The following is a 14,682-nucleotide window of genomic DNA, read 5'->3' as shown; positions in this document are numbered from 1 at the left end:
GAGAACAAAAGCAGAAAGATGGCTTTGTTTCGAGAGCGATGGCAGTTTCCCCAACTGCAAGTTTCCTCAAAAGAAACTTAGAAACAAAGCCTTCTGCGCATTCGGGGAATGCAATTACCGTAAAGGTTGACTTCAGACAGGGCGGAGCGCATTTAGAAGAAATGCCATAGCTTATTAGGGCATTTTCTTCACGCTCCACTCCGTTACCGCTGAAAAAGCCCTCCTGAGCCAAGGGTCTCCGCCCCTTTGGATACCCCTTAAAGCAATATTCAACTTATGGGCTACGCAGTATTACACATAGACAAGGCTCGGGGCAACGACTCGGCAATGACCGCCCACATCGAGCGTACATTCGTGCCGAACAACGTCGATGCCACCCGCACGCACTTCAACCGTGAGTTGGTGCAATTCCCCGCAGGTGTCACCAACCGCACGGAAGCCATAGAACACCGCATTGCCACGGCAAACATTTATCGAAAGGTGGCAGACAATCAAGTCAAGGCTTTGCGCTTTATCCTTTCTGGCTCGCACGAGGATATGCTCCGACTTGAAAGCGAGGGGCGTTTGGGAGAGTGGTGCGGCAGCACGATGCAGTGGCTTTACACCACCTTTGGTAAGGAAAACGTGGTGGCTGCCACACTGCACGCAGACGAGGAAACACCGCATATCCATGCTACGATAGTACCCATCGTACAAGGAGAAAGACGAAAAGCCAAGACCGAAGCCGAAAACGGCAAGCGGAAGTACAAGACAAAGAAAGACAAGGTACGGCTCTGTGCCGATGATGTGCTTACCCCGAAGAAATTGGAGGAGTACCAAACCACATACGCAGAACAGATGAGGCCTTTCGGGTTGGAGAGAGGTATGTACGGCTCGGAAGCCAAGCACCGCTCCAATATGGAGTATTACAAGCAGATACTCAAGGAGACGGAACAGAAGCAAGCCAAAGAAGCCGAACTTATTGAAAAGGTAAGGGAATTGGAGAAGCAGGCAGGCAAACTTCGGGTAAATGGTACGCTCTACTCGCTCTTTGGCAACATGGAATTTGACAAGGCGGAGAAGCGTATCGGAGAGTTGGAAAAGGAGATGGAGCATCAGAAGTTCCTTTCAGAAAAGGAGAAAGCCGAAATCCGCAAGGAGGTTATTCTCCTGCAGGATACCGTTGCAGCTAAAGACAAGACCATAGCTGAACAGCAAAAGGAAATCAAGACGTATGAGGAGGAGCGGAGTTTCATTCGGCGTTTCTTCCACAGCTTCTACCTCTTGCTTAATATTCGTCTACTGCTCCGCAAGATGGACATTGATGACGATACCTTTGTCAGAATGCACCAAAAGCAAGTTGCGGTACGTAGTACAGCTGATGTGTATTCGGGAATGTACAAACGTACTTTCACCGAGGAGAATGCCGAACTCCGTATCACGACCAATGAGAAGCGTCAACCAACCCTTATCATCAATGGTCTGTCCGTCCCCGACTGGTGTGAGCAGAAGTGGCAACAACTCATTCACCGCAATCGCTCACAACGGCTGTAATCGCTCTTTCTTTCATCGACAAAGAAGAAAAACGCGAAAGAACGCTCACTTTTCCACCCAAAATATTACCTTTGCAACTGAAACAGTGAGCGTTCTTTAATAACAGAAAGCTTATCCCTTAAATTTTTAGGATTTATTCATAATTAGAAGATGGATGATTTTGACGGTTTTGTGATTTACTCAAAAAAAGATGGGAGTTTCATTCCTTTTGGAGTTACTTCTAGCAATAGCGAATGCCATGCTATATCAAATTATATTCCATCCTCAATAAAAGAAGCTCTTATAGAGATTGAGGATGTTCGCTTTTTTAAACATAGAGGTATTGATATCAAAGCAATTTTAAGAGCTTTAATTGTTAATATAATCGTTGGGCGTATTGTTCAAGGTGGTAGTACTATTACACAACAACTTGCAAGAAATTTACTTAAAGATAACAGTAAAACCATCTTTAGAAAACTCAAAGAGTCTACTTTAGCTCTTAAGTTAGAAAGAAAGTATTCGAAAGAAGAGATTTTAAATCTGTATTTTAATCATATTTACTTTGGAAAGAATCTTCGCGGTATAAGATCTGCTGGGCTTTATTATTTTCAGAAAGAAATCAATCAACTATCACACGCTCAACTTCTTTTCTTAATTACCATCTTAAGAGGACCAAATTTTTATTCTCAGAATCTCGAACAAACAAAAAGGAGATATTTGTTTATAAGTAAAAAATTGACGACCTTGAATGTTATTTCAAACGGCAAGTTTGACAAATTGATCAAAAATTATCCCCAAATATTCTGTAATCAGTTAGTTATTGTTAGACCAGCATCACTTCCTTTTATTGTGGAAAGGGTAGACGATAAAGCCAAAACGTTATTTTCCAGCATAAATACAGAAATTCAAGCTCTTGTTGTAAAAAATGTAAGGGAATCAAAATACCCAATATCGATCATTGCTATTAGAGATAAAAAAGTTGTAGCATTCTCAAGTTCTTATGGAACTGATTATGCTTTTACAAACAAAACAAATGTAGGCTCCACGTTAAAGCCATTTATATATTGTTTCTTGAGAGAACAGGGCATTAATAAGTATGAAGTATTTCCAACTACATATAATAATCTGAATTGGGACGTTAGAGAAGCTTCTTCCTTTAAAGGTTGTCTCTCAATAGATGATGCCTTATATTTCTCTAATAACAATGTATTTATTAATGCTTCGGGAAAAGTTGGTGTAGAAAAGGTACTTAAATATCTATCAGAGCTCTTGGATAAACCTCTTTCTTCATTTACATTGTCAAGTTTATTAGGAGCTACAGAAAATGGGATCTCTTTATATGAACTCTGCTTTGTATACTCTACCTTTTTTTCTCAAGATATAAACGACGGTATTAAATCTGACTGCCTCAAAATTCTTAATAATGTCTTTAGAGACAAACTGAATATAGATATTAATAACGTATTTTTAAAGACAGGAACTACCAATAATAATACTGAAAGATTCGCTGTTTTTGGTAACACGGAACTTACATTTGCAGTTCTAAGAAATGAAAATCCAATGAATGATTACTCTAAAGATGGAGGATTTATTTATGAAATCAAGAAAATATTCTCTAGTATGTTTAATCTGCAGAAAAAAGGGACAAGAGAATGGATATAGTTACTAAAATACAAGAATCAAGTCCGGAATTAACTACTATAGTATTTTCTTCCATTATTGTATTTATAACATGGCTTATAAAAACGCTTATAGAAAAGCCTATAGAAAATTCTAGAAACACATTTGTAAAATACTTTGAAAAAAGGGTTCAGATTCTTTCTGAACTTAATGCTAATCTTCATTTCATAGCCTACTTCCCCCTAAATACAGAATTCAAAGAAAATCTGCAAAAGATATTACTTGATGGACTTAAATCTGCCTATATAAGCAAGGAAATATTTGACAATACAACAAGAATCGCAATTGATGAAACGACTAATGAGGAACTGACATTAAAAACAATTAAAAGGATTGAAAATGAACTTGAGGCGTTAGTTTCTAAGATTAGGCAAGAAAATGAATTTTATTACAAATACACAGATATAAGGCCTGTCAATAGAATATTTAAAGTGCTTATGCTATTTCTGATATATCTGGTTGCTGCGACAATAATATTTTCTTTATTATTATTAATAGGCTATCTGGTTCAGAAAATAGTAACAGCAAACAATTAAACTAATGAGATTAAAACTGCTTAGTTCACAATAAAAATATGTTACATGATTATAGAAGTGAATAAAATTCAAAAGAAAGTCGTTCTCTTGCAGGACACGGTAAAAGGAAGAGAGGAGTTGGATAAAAAACTTTTTCAGTGGGCTTCTATTAACTTCTGATTCTCCGCCTCATGTCCACAAGATAAACTTTTCGGAGGATAGAATTAGAGGAAATGTATCGCACGGAAATTCCCTAACGAAGTACGGAAAAAGTCTATTTGAGACTATACTATACAAGAGACGTTTTACGGAAGAGGTTTGTGAAATTCACATAATCAAGGATGAGAAGAAATGACCATACCTGACTATCAACGGACTTCTCATTTCCGACTGGTGCTAACGGAAATGGAAATAGCTCATCAATCGTAAACGCTTGCGACGACTGTAAAACCGTAAAGCCTTCTTTTCATTGTTAGATTTCTTCTCGACAAAATTTTAAGAAGAAAGTCACACAAGAACGCTTACTTTTCCTCGTAAATTAATACCTTTGCAAGTAAAATAGTGAGCGTTCTTTGGTTATTCAAAATATTGTGTATCAGTGTACTTCACTCATTTCTAAATCGTTACCTATACGACCTGTGTTTTATCGCAGAGCCTTGTAATTTAAGCATTTAGACCGAAATCATATTTTTTCTATGGGGTGTTATAATACAAGTTTCAAATCTTTTGTCACCTCAATGTATTTGTCCATATCCTCGAAGAGTTTCTTGGGTGTGACCTTCGCATATACCTGCGTCGTTTGCAGGTTTGAATGTTCCAGCATATTGCAGATGGTCTCTATGGGCACTCCGGCTTCCAAAGTAATCAGCGATGCGAACGAGTGCCTGCCGGCATAGTAGGTCAGGTCTCCCTTGATGTCGGCAAGAACCGCAAGGCTTTTCATCAGACGGCGAAGGTTGGGGTGGTACAGCATCGGAAAGAGTGTCGGACGCTCATCATCCCGGTACTTCTCTATTAAGGCAAGGGCTTCGGGCAGCAGCTTGACACAGGCACGAAGCTCGTTTTTCTTGCAGCAGTATTTAAGCCACAGCCCGCCATTGTCATCCGTGAACAGATTGTCACGCGTAACGGAAACGGCATCGGCGTAGGCTGTTCCCGTATAGCAGGCAAAGAGAAACAGATCTCTTGCCAAGAGATGGGAAGTGCGATGTTCAGGGATTACCAAGTCACGGATTTTCTCGAAAGATTCTCGGCTTAGGGCTTTCGGCATTTTTTCCTTTGGTTGGGGAAGACTGAAGTGGGCGAAAAAGCATCTGTCGGCATGTCCCTCCTTGTAGGCTTTTCGGCATACTTTCTTGACAATAGCCAGATAGTGGCGACAGGTATCTACGGCAAGTCCTTTCTCGTCCAAAATGAAACTCTGGTAATCGTGGATGAACTGCTCCGTCATCTGACCGAAAGCAACGTCTTTGGTACGAAACTCCTTTTCGATGAACTCTGCCAAGGTTCTCCGGGTATAGAGATAGGCAGGGTAGATTCCTTTTGCCCGATCTATCCCGATACGCTTCCTCAGTCCCTCACAGACGATGTCCGTCATTCCCAACAGGGTCATCTGTGTTTCGAGGCTTCCCTGAAACAAGTTCTTGACGGCTTCCGCATCGAAGTCCGCTTTTCTTTCCACAAGCGTGTCGAATGCCGTGTGGATGGAGAGCATCAGCTTGTCCAGCTTCGCATTGGTCTCCACGGCTTCATGGCTCTTGCCTTTCAGACGGCTTTCACGAGGATTCCATAAATCGGGCGTACAGGAGATTTTGCAACTGACCTGCACCATCGAACGGTTGACGGTGATACGTCCCATAATGGGAGCTTTGCCCGACTTGTCCAATCGGCTCTTTTTGAGGTAGAGCAACACCTTGAACTTCTCTATTTTCATACGCTTTAATTTTATGGGCAAAATTACCCGTTGTTAAAGCGTTCTTTGATACGCAAAACGTTGTGGAATAGTGAGATAGAACCCATGTCAGAAAAACCTTTCCTTTTTTCCGTTACCTCACCTCATTGGGGAAACCAACGGATAACAGTTTGGTAACCGAAAGGATTCAATATTCCGTGCCGGATTGCTTTTCTACCACACTCGCAGAATATAGAAAAACACCTAATTCACAACCTGTTACCGGTTTATTCTCTATGTTCTTCCAATTCCTCAAATGGATGATATTTTCCACATGGCTCGCCACACCTTTGCTTCGCAGATGACACTCTCTGAAGGCGTGTCTATCGAAAGTGTGTCAAAAATGCTCGGACACAGCCAGATAAAGACCACACAAGTGTATGCGGAGACATCTCCAGAGCGTATTTTTCGGGATGTGGAGAGGATTATTCCTCTCATTGCACAATACCGTCTGACTAACTAGAAATTATAAGGAATACAAATCATAAAACATACATGGAAAAATGAAAAGTACATTTTCAATTCTATTCTATATAGACAGAAGCAAGACAAATGAGAATAACGAGTGCATTATACGCTGTCGTATTACCTGTAACGGTGGGTCTGCTTCATTCTCAACAGGATTGTACACCTCTCCTGTTGATTGGCAATCAAAGATAGGACGTATAAAAGTGGCGGCTAACAAAGCGAATGTCGTCAATCATCAACTGGACTCTATGGATAAACGACTTCACGCACTCTATGAACTCACATTAAGGGAAGAGAACTACATCACAGCAGAATATCTTAAGGAGCAGTTCCTGCATCAAGGCAAACCCACCCCGACACTTATAGAGCTTTACCAAGCTGTCTGTGAAAGTAAGGAGGAATTGCAGGGCAAGTCTATAGGAAAGGCTACCGTCAGGGCTTTTAGGGACAGCAGGAAGAGCTTTGTTCAATTTCTGAAAACAAGGAGGAATGAGGACTGCCTTCCCAAAGAAGCCGACAAGGACCTAATAGAGAAAACTACCGTCTGTTCATGCTTAGGGACTTAGGACACAAGGAAAGCACTGTTTCCAACCGTCTGCGCCACCTGCACCAGGTCATTAGAAAGGCACAGCAGGAGCGGTATATCCAGGCAGACCCTTTTGAACTGATAGACATTGAGACTCCCACCTACGAGCGCAATGCTCTCACTTCTGACAACCTGCAGAAGCTTCTCGCATACCGCCCTCATCGTTCTGTGGATAACCATTGCAGGCTCATCTTCCTATTGGGATGTTTTACGGGGCTAGCTTTTTCTGATTTAAAGAAACTACGGATGGACGATGTTTACACACTTGACGATGGGCGCAGGTACATATCGCTCTGTCGCACAAAAACTCAGAACAGAAATATTGTCCCGTTACTACCCATTGCTGAGGAGATACTCACCATTGCCTGCGACGGACGAAGGGAAGGGCTTTTCTTCCGTGAATTCCCTACCAACAGCCATTTCAACCGCAAGATAAGGGACATCATCGTCAAGGCGGGATTGCCTCCCAATACTGAAGCTACCTCGCATACGGCAAGGCACACCTTTGCGACAACTATCTGCTTGGAGAACGGCTTGCCGATAGAAACCGTCAGTAAGATGCTCGGACACCGCTTCATTTCCACCACTGAACTCTATGCAAAGGTAAGCAAGAGCAAAATTGCACGGGAAATGCAGCCACTCATGGGTAGCAACACCACAAGGGAACTGCGAAAGGTCCTGCGTGTCTGTCCGCCAAGAAAGCCAGGCATAGGATAAAATGATTTTTCTTAGACCGTTAAACAACCATCATTAAGTATCAACACTGAATAAGGACAAAATGAAAAAGAACAACAAACAGGAACTTTCCTACTTTCAATTGAAAGTAAGAAGTTATATGAGTAAGCATCACCCCGAAAGATTGCACGACACGGAGTTTATCACCACACGGGCAGACATGGCTCTCACTGCTTACTGCGATGCCGTGGCACAAGGTTTTACGCACCTCGAAGCAGAGAGCATGGCAAGTGAAGATTGTATCAAGGTTTGCACTTTTCCAAGTATAACACGCTTGTTTCTGTCTTGGAGAACAAGTTTGAAAGGGAACTGCCAACATCGTTCCCTGAGAAGCTCACACCCATACTGTTGTCGAAAAGACTGTTCAAGCCACATTCGACAAGTTCGGTTTGACGGACACATTTGCCGCAAGCGGACAATACGACCGTCTTTACACCGAACTCACAGGCACGATTGTGCTGCTCATCGAGAGCAATAAGCTGCCAACGGTCTGATGGACAGATAAAACGTTTGTTTGCATCTTATAAACAGTCTTACGCAAAGTTCCTGAAGCCGTAATCGGTCGGGCAAAGATGTGACGGTTGCCTTTACTTTCTTGCAAGGTCAAGTCCTGCCGATGGAGCGGAAAATCTCCAGCACCAGGGCTTTTTTCTTCTATCTGCCGAGACCATTTTCATTCAAGCCCAATTTATTGTACGGTTGTATTTTTCGCTCCAACTTTGCGAAAGTAGGCTGACCGCCAAAGAGAAATGCCCGAACGAATACGGCATACTCAGGCTCTTTGGACGCAAGCGATAAAATAAACATTCTACCTGTCAATCGTACGGACGATTTATCTATCGAACCCCAAAGAGATGCTACCGAGCTTTGTGCTTAAAGCTTGCAAGCTTTCTTCTAAAAAAATAAAACTAACCTATGTTTACTTTTTCATCACTTTCTTGCCATCCACAATATAGATACCCGCAGGAAGTGTTTCCCAAGCCTGCGTTTGCCGCACTCCTTCAATGTTAAAGATGCGCTTTGGAGCTTTGTTATCTGCTTCGAGCGAGTCGATTGCAGTAGTCTTCAAATCGTCAACCGTGTAGAACACATTGCGCTTTGCATTAGGATTCCAAACATCTTCACGATTTCCACCTCGTTCAATTTCGAGATGTATTTCGTAAGAGCGGTTGGGTTTCAACATCGATGCGTTAAAAGTAACACGTGTTTTGCTTGCATCGTTGGGCTTTTCGCAAGGCAGATAAACATTATTGGCAGAGCCTAATTCAATCCATTTGTTCTCTGTCAGGTCGAGCAAACGATAATAAATGCGCCCACGATAGCCTTCCCTAATTTGGTAGCCAGCCACTTTGGCATGCACTTGTAAGCCTATTTCTCTTATCTTATTCAGCTGGAAGGTGCTATAATTGGCGTTAGCACCATCTACTAAGAAGTCTACAAAATTAAACTCAATCGTTCCTTGGTGGGGATCGGGCAACACTTCTATCTCAAAAGGCTCTTTCATCGTAATGGGAACAATATATTCCGAATTCTTTTTCTTAACCTTTATCGATAGGGTTACGCTGTATTTACCAACCTTTAATTTGCCGAAATCGCCAGGATTATTGTATAGCGCCTGCATGTTGATGGTAAAAGAAGTGTGCCCAAGACGCTGTGCAACAACGTTAGGGGTAAGCAAATAGGCATTATAAACCTTATTGTTTTCAAGGCTTTTAAGCGTCATTACCAAGTCGCCACGCACTTCTTCTCGCCCAGGGTTATACATGGTGAAACTAAAAGCGCCCATCTTGCCCGAGTCTTCATAGAAAGGAGCAAGCACACTTGGCCTCTTTTCAATAGTGACAACATTTTGGGGGTTGTTGGTGTTGATGCGAACAGCATTTGTTGTGAGTTCAACTTCCATTTCATTGGCGTGGTTAATGGGTTTCCACTCGCCGTTTTTCTTAGTCTGTTCATCAAGCATTTCAGAGAAGACGGGCACCAAACGATAGTGTCCATTGGGTAAACCTTCAAAGCTAATGTTAGTCAAATCAAAACTCATAGCGGTGAAAATGGATGCCCAAACTATGTTGTCGCTGGCAGAGTTAAATATTTTCACCCGTTCGTTCTTGTGGTTATAAAGTGCCAGTGCAACCTTACCTGTAAACACACCCAGCTTTCCTTTAACAGGACTATATGAGCCTAACTTTATAATTGAAGCACTCAATTTCTCTGTTCGTGTTGCTTCTGTTTTGCTAATGGTGAATGCAGTGGTGGTGCGAGCATCCAATCCACGTTCTATTTCCTTAAATGGAACGGCCTTACCATCATTGGGATGGGCAAAAACAACAGACATGTCATCCCAAAACGTGCCACTAAGCGCAAAGCCCGTAACATTTAAATAAACGGTGTTTATATCAAAATAACCATCGTTTAGTCCTTCCCATCCCCAGTTGGTATGTAGAAAACCACGTTCATCATAACCGTCGTAAACATAGGCATGTGGGCCTCCGCAAACCAAAACAGGATAGCCGTTGGATATTTCTTGCATCACTTCTTTGAGGAATTCGTTAGCAGGCAAGAAGTCTTTATCAAGGAAACGTACCGTATAATCAAACTTATCTCGAAGTGCATTGCACGCATATTGCAAGTTTGAGTCGCTCCCCTTGTGGTAATATCTCATGTTAACGGCTTTGCCAATGTCGCGCATCAGCACGCCAACAGCTTGCCTGGAGCGTTCTGAAAGCATCTTGTTAGAGGTGTCTTTCATATCATCCCACCAATAAGTAGGACTCTTCCTAGCTTCGTCGCCCTCTTTTTTAACATACCCTGTGGGACGGTTTTTGGGCCATTTGTGGTGGTACATCACTTGTGCTGTTGCAGTTGCTACACAGCCAGTAGGCGTTGTTTTGCCATCAATTTTAAGCGTATATTTGTTATAAGGAAAATACTGACTCCACTGACAAGTAAGCAATGGTTCCACCTTTCGCTTGATGGGCATCTGCGTCGTTGGTGCTTGCTTACTGCTATTGCGTACAGCTTTCACCACACTTTCATAATCTTCTAGAAACTTCTTGAAGTATGGTGGTTGCTCGTCGCTATTCTTCGACATGTTATCTCCATAGCCAACCAATTTGTTTAGTTTGCTTTCTCCTGATATGATGACGAACTTTTTATCGCTCGAACTCGTGAAGACGTAATATGCAGGTTGTTCATTAGCTTGTGAAGAGCGCGTTACAGGTGTGTTCTTCGATAACGTTGGGTTATTGATATACTTCGATGCAATGCTCAAAGCTTGTCCCTTTGTTATGGGGTTTGCATTAGAAAGTACAACATTTGACAACACTGTTAGTGCTAATAACAATGTCTTTTTCATTTGTTCGTTCATTTTATTATTAAGTATTTTGGTTTGTTATATCATTATACGATCAAAGTTGGCAATATAGCCTCAGCACATTTTTACCCCAAAAAGGTTGTGCCTACTAAATTCAAGTCGCTTTCAACCATTCAAGTTCATCTTCATTCACTATCTCATGGATGTCTCTTCATTGTTTTTTCTTTACGCATTGCAAAAGTAATGTAATTTATTTTAACTTACAAATTCCCATTGATTAAATAACAATAACATTGCGTTTTAGTGAGAAACAAGATAATATAGGAGAATGAGTGATGGTACCGTTTCTTCCGCTTTGCTTTCAAGCCAATCTGAGACATGAGTTTCCGCACGGTCTTGTTTTACTTTTCTAGCTCTCTCTTCTTCATTTTGACGGAGGTACTCTTTTTCTTTAATAGCCTTCTCCTTGGAAAGAACAGTTTCTTCCTTTGCTTCTCCTTTCTCTTTGAGAACCGCCTCTTTCTCTAATATGAGCGCGTCTCTTTGGGTGTAGCTATAAATTTCCGTCGTAATAACAGGTTTTTGCAACGTTTTTCTTTTCATCTGAAACTTCTCGAATGATGGCATTTCGATTTTTATATCTACTTTTGCAATACCGAAAAATAAGCTTCTGATCGACTCAATGCAGTAGAGAGCTAATGGCGCGATGAACAGCATTTGATCAAAGTTGCAGAGATTTCGCAAAGCAAAGAACAGCATTTGATGGATGCAGAAAAAGTATAACACCCCAGTCAACAAGATGAACATAAAGAAAAGTCCCTTCCTGGCGTGCGTCCTTTTGGCGTGCGCCTTGTGCAGTTGTTCGGGCAGGAAGGAAACCCAGAAAGGCCCAGCCAAGAAAATAGAAAATGCCGATTCGCTCTTACGAATCGCCGTGATGCCCACGTTAGACTGTCTGCCGATCTATGTCGCCCACGAGCGAGGTTGGTTCGACGAGGAGCGCATCCCCCTTCGTCCGGTGCGATACACGGCCCAGATGGATTGCGACACAGCCCTACTGCGGGGACGCGTCGAGGGAGCCGCCACCGACCTCGTCCGCGCCCATCGGCTCCAGCTCGACGGACTGGCCCTGCGTTACGCCACCGCCACCAACCTCTCCTGGCAGCTCTACAGCCATCGCGCCGCCAGAATCAAGACCATCTCCCAGCTGGCCGACAAGATGGTAGGCATGACGCGCCACTCGGCCACCCATCTCCTGGCCCAAAACATGGTAGACAGCGCAAAACCCAAGAGCGAGGTCTTCAACATCCAGATCAACGACGTGAACATCCGTCAAAAGATGCTCTTAGGCAATGAGATCGACGCAGCCTTCCTGCCCGAGCCCCAGGCCAGCGCGGCGCGGCGAGCGGGTCACAGTCTGCTGATGGACACTCGCGAGAAAGACCTACGACTGGGCGTGATCGTCTTTCGCAACGACGGTGCGCATCGCCGCAAAGTGAGTCGTGCGTTGCCCCTCTTCCTCAAGGTTTACAATCGCGCTTGCGACTCCATCAACCTCCGCGGTTTTGCAAGCTATGCCGACGTATTGGCGAAGTATTATCGCCTCTCGCCATCCGAACTCTCCCATCTGTCCATTCCCCGTTACATGCGGACGTCGGCTCCGCGAGAGCAAGATCTACGGTGCGCCAGAAATTTTCAATCCCACTGACAGATGATGAACAAGACCTACGAAACGATCGTTTCCCAGCGCAACCTCGGATTGGCCATCCAACAGATGCGCCACCTCATCGAGAGTCGGCAACTGACCCAATTCATCGAGCCGCTGAATGAAATCGAGGCCGACCACAGCCGCATCCTCGAGTTCATGCTCAGCGGCTTTGCCGACCCCAGTCGCAACCAACTCTACACCGCCCTCCTACGCCAACTGTTCCGCCTGCGCACGGAGATCATCCTCACCCTGAGCCGTCGCACGGAGAGTCTCTCCTCTCCATCGCCCTACCCCATCGCGCAGCTCTCCCACGACGACCTGCGCAGCCACTTGGAAGCCTTCGTGCAAGACCTCGCCCTCCTGTCGCTCGAGACCGACGGCGAGTCCCGTTCGAAAAACCTCTATCAAAGTCATCACGAACTGATGACGGCCCTCTTCTACCACGTGCTGACGGCCTCGCCCTGGAGTCGACAAACCCAAACTTTCTTCCAAGAGCTACTCCTCTCGCCCACCATCGACACGCTCGACGCGCAACTCCTCGTCAGTGCCATCACCCTCTCGCTGCTCATCGCCTTCGACGATCGCCGGTTTGCCGCTCTGCTCTACCTCTATCAGTATGCCACCGACGTGGCCGTGAAACAGCGTGCGCTCGTGGGTTGGACGCTCACCCTGCCCGGAGAAGAAGCAACGCTCTTTCCCGAACTTGTCGACCTGCTCGGCAAAGTCGTTTCGCCCGAAGCGGTGAAGCGCGAACTCCTTGAGCTCCAGCTTCAGCTCCTCTATGGCATGGATGCCGAGCGCGACACACAGCAAATCAGTCGTGACATTCTCCCAGGCATCCTCCAGGGTCGAGCCTTATCTTTGGGCGGAGCGGAAGACGCAGCGAGCCTTGACGACATCCTCGATCCCCATGCCGCAGAGCAGGCCATGGAGAAGCTCGAAGCCAGTTACACCCGGATGATGGACCTACAGAAGAAAGGCGTCGACGTTTATTTTGGCGGCTTCTCTCAGATGAAGCAATTCCCCTTCTTTCGGCGAATCAACAACTGGTTTTGTCCCTTCTCCCCCAACCATCCCGAAATCAAACCCATCGCGGGGGTAGACAAAGAAAAATTTCTGCAGAACATCTTCTCGCAAAGTCCCTTCTGCCATTCCGACAAGTATTCCTTCGTCCTGGCTCTGTCGATGGTCATCGACCGCATTCCGCAGAACATCCGCGAACTCATCTCGGGCGACCACCTTTTTCAGTACGACAACGCCGCCGACTATCAAGACCAACCCGCCTATCTGCGCCGCCTCTATCTGCAGGATCTCTATCGCTTCTTCCGTGTTTGCCCCTTGCGCAGCCCCTTTACCAATCCCTTCGGAGGGGGGACCGAAGAGACCGAAGAGCTCTTCCTGCTCAACCCACTGCTCAGGAACACGGTGCTGCCCGCCGTGGCCAAAGACCTGGGGATTTTCCTCTTACGCAGAAAGAAGTATAGCTTTCTCTATCGACTCACCCAGCAGGCAGAACTGCCGACCGACCGCGACAGCATTTTTCTGCGTGCCGCTGCCGCCGAACATCACGCCGAGCACCGCCGAGCGCAAGCTCTCTACACAGAGATTCTCGCTCTGCATCCCGACGACCTACCCGCCCTCCGCGCCTGTGCCCGAACGGCTCTCCGCGCCGCAGACTTCCCCCGTGCCATTGACTGCTATCGCCGTCTTTGCCATCTGCACCCCGACACCACAGCCTACGCCTTGGGACTGGCCACTGCGCTGATCAAGGATGGCCAAACGCAAGAGGCGGCAGAGCTTCTTTTCAAACTCGACTACCAGCATCCTGTCGATGCCGCTATTCGCCGCGCCCTGGCTTGGGTCGAACTCTTTCGAGACCAACCTCACCAGGCCTACGAACGCTATGCGCAGCTGTTGGAAGAAGAGGACGCGGCACAGACCGACGATTTTCTGCATGCAGCCTACAGTCTGTGGTTTGCCGGAAGGATCGAGCCTTGTGTGCAACATCTTCGGCAGTATCTGGAACGCCAGAAAACAACCGCGGAAGATGCACCCGCCTTTCTTCAACAGGTTTTTCGCGAGGATGCAGCTCTACTCTCGCATTATCATCTCACGCAGACGGACGAAAATCTTCTCATCGACCTCCTTTTACGCTAACTTCCTCTTTCTGCTCTTGTTTCTTCGTCCACTTACCCGCATCTGCGGCATGCAAAA

General features: G+C 45.1%; 8 protein-coding genes and 3 pseudogenes. 8 read left to right on the top strand and 3 right to left on the bottom strand.

Translation table 11 applies throughout. The features are described from left to right. The first annotated feature begins 276 nt into the window (after positions 1 to 276). The 3 genes from mobV (at position 277) to J5A66_RS04290 (ending at position 3,728) form a co-directional block, all read left to right on the top strand. Complete coding sequence (gene mobV, locus J5A66_RS04300; protein ID WP_211791250.1) at positions 277 to 1,533, top strand: MobV family relaxase; 1,257 nt, start codon at positions 277 to 279, stop codon at positions 1,531 to 1,533. Positions 1,534 to 1,683: 150 nt separating this feature from the next. Continuing rightward, positions 1,684 to 3,174: a transglycosylase domain-containing protein gene (locus tag J5A66_RS04295; RefSeq protein ID WP_211791249.1), complete on the top strand. Its 1,491-nt coding sequence runs from the start codon at positions 1,684 to 1,686 to the stop codon at positions 3,172 to 3,174. Then, the gene (locus J5A66_RS04290; RefSeq protein ID WP_211791248.1) at positions 3,165 to 3,728 is read left to right on the top strand and encodes a hypothetical protein; all 564 of its coding nucleotides are present in this window, start codon (positions 3,165 to 3,167) and stop codon (positions 3,726 to 3,728) included. The genes J5A66_RS04295 and J5A66_RS04290 overlap by 10 nt, the downstream gene beginning before the upstream one ends. Positions 3,729 to 4,410: 682 nt before the next feature. Here the strand turns inward: J5A66_RS04290 and J5A66_RS04285 are convergent. Continuing rightward, complete coding sequence (locus J5A66_RS04285) at positions 4,411 to 5,640, bottom strand: site-specific integrase (RefSeq protein WP_211791247.1); 1,230 nt, start codon at positions 5,638 to 5,640, stop codon at positions 4,411 to 4,413. 253 nt (positions 5,641 to 5,893) lie between these two features. Between J5A66_RS04285 and J5A66_RS04280 the strand changes: the two are divergent. From J5A66_RS04280 to J5A66_RS04270, 3 pseudogenes are all read left to right on the top strand, one after another. Next, positions 5,894 to 6,121: pseudogene (locus J5A66_RS04280) on the top strand (tyrosine-type recombinase/integrase); the annotation flags it as partial. Between the two features lie 40 nt (positions 6,122 to 6,161). Next, positions 6,162 to 7,429 (top strand): annotated as a pseudogene (locus tag J5A66_RS04275) (tyrosine-type recombinase/integrase). A gap of 61 nt (positions 7,430 to 7,490) precedes the next feature. Next, positions 7,491 to 7,941 (top strand): annotated as a pseudogene (locus J5A66_RS04270) (DUF1896 domain-containing protein). Positions 7,942 to 8,366: 425 nt separating this feature from the next. Here J5A66_RS04270 and J5A66_RS04265 read toward each other — a convergent pair. Together J5A66_RS04265 and J5A66_RS04260 are read right to left on the bottom strand one after the other, a co-directional pair. Then, the gene (locus J5A66_RS04265; protein WP_211791246.1) at positions 8,367 to 10,802 is read right to left on the bottom strand and encodes a C10 family peptidase; all 2,436 of its coding nucleotides are present in this window, start codon (positions 10,800 to 10,802) and stop codon (positions 8,367 to 8,369) included. A gap of 258 nt (positions 10,803 to 11,060) precedes the next feature. Continuing rightward, the gene (locus J5A66_RS04260) at positions 11,061 to 11,567 is read right to left on the bottom strand and encodes a hypothetical protein (protein ID WP_211791515.1); all 507 of its coding nucleotides are present in this window, start codon (positions 11,565 to 11,567) and stop codon (positions 11,061 to 11,063) included. Between J5A66_RS04260 and J5A66_RS04255 the strand changes: the two genes are divergently transcribed. Together J5A66_RS04255 and J5A66_RS04250 are read left to right on the top strand one after the other, a co-directional pair. Beyond that, a complete protein-coding gene (locus J5A66_RS04255; RefSeq protein WP_211791245.1) occupies positions 11,560 to 12,468 on the top strand; it encodes an ABC transporter substrate-binding protein in 909 nt (302 codons plus the stop codon). The genes J5A66_RS04260 and J5A66_RS04255 overlap by 8 nt on opposite strands. Before the next feature lie 3 nt (positions 12,469 to 12,471). Further along, entirely contained in the window at positions 12,472 to 14,625 is a 2,154-nt protein-coding gene (locus J5A66_RS04250) for a hypothetical protein (protein ID WP_211791244.1), read from the top strand. The last annotated feature ends 57 nt before the right edge of the window (positions 14,626 to 14,682 follow it).

It is taken from the genome of Prevotella sp. oral taxon 475, assembly GCF_018127805.1.
Lineage (GTDB): Bacteria > Bacteroidota > Bacteroidia > Bacteroidales > Bacteroidaceae > Prevotella.
This window is presented reverse-complemented; position numbering and strand designations above follow the sequence as displayed.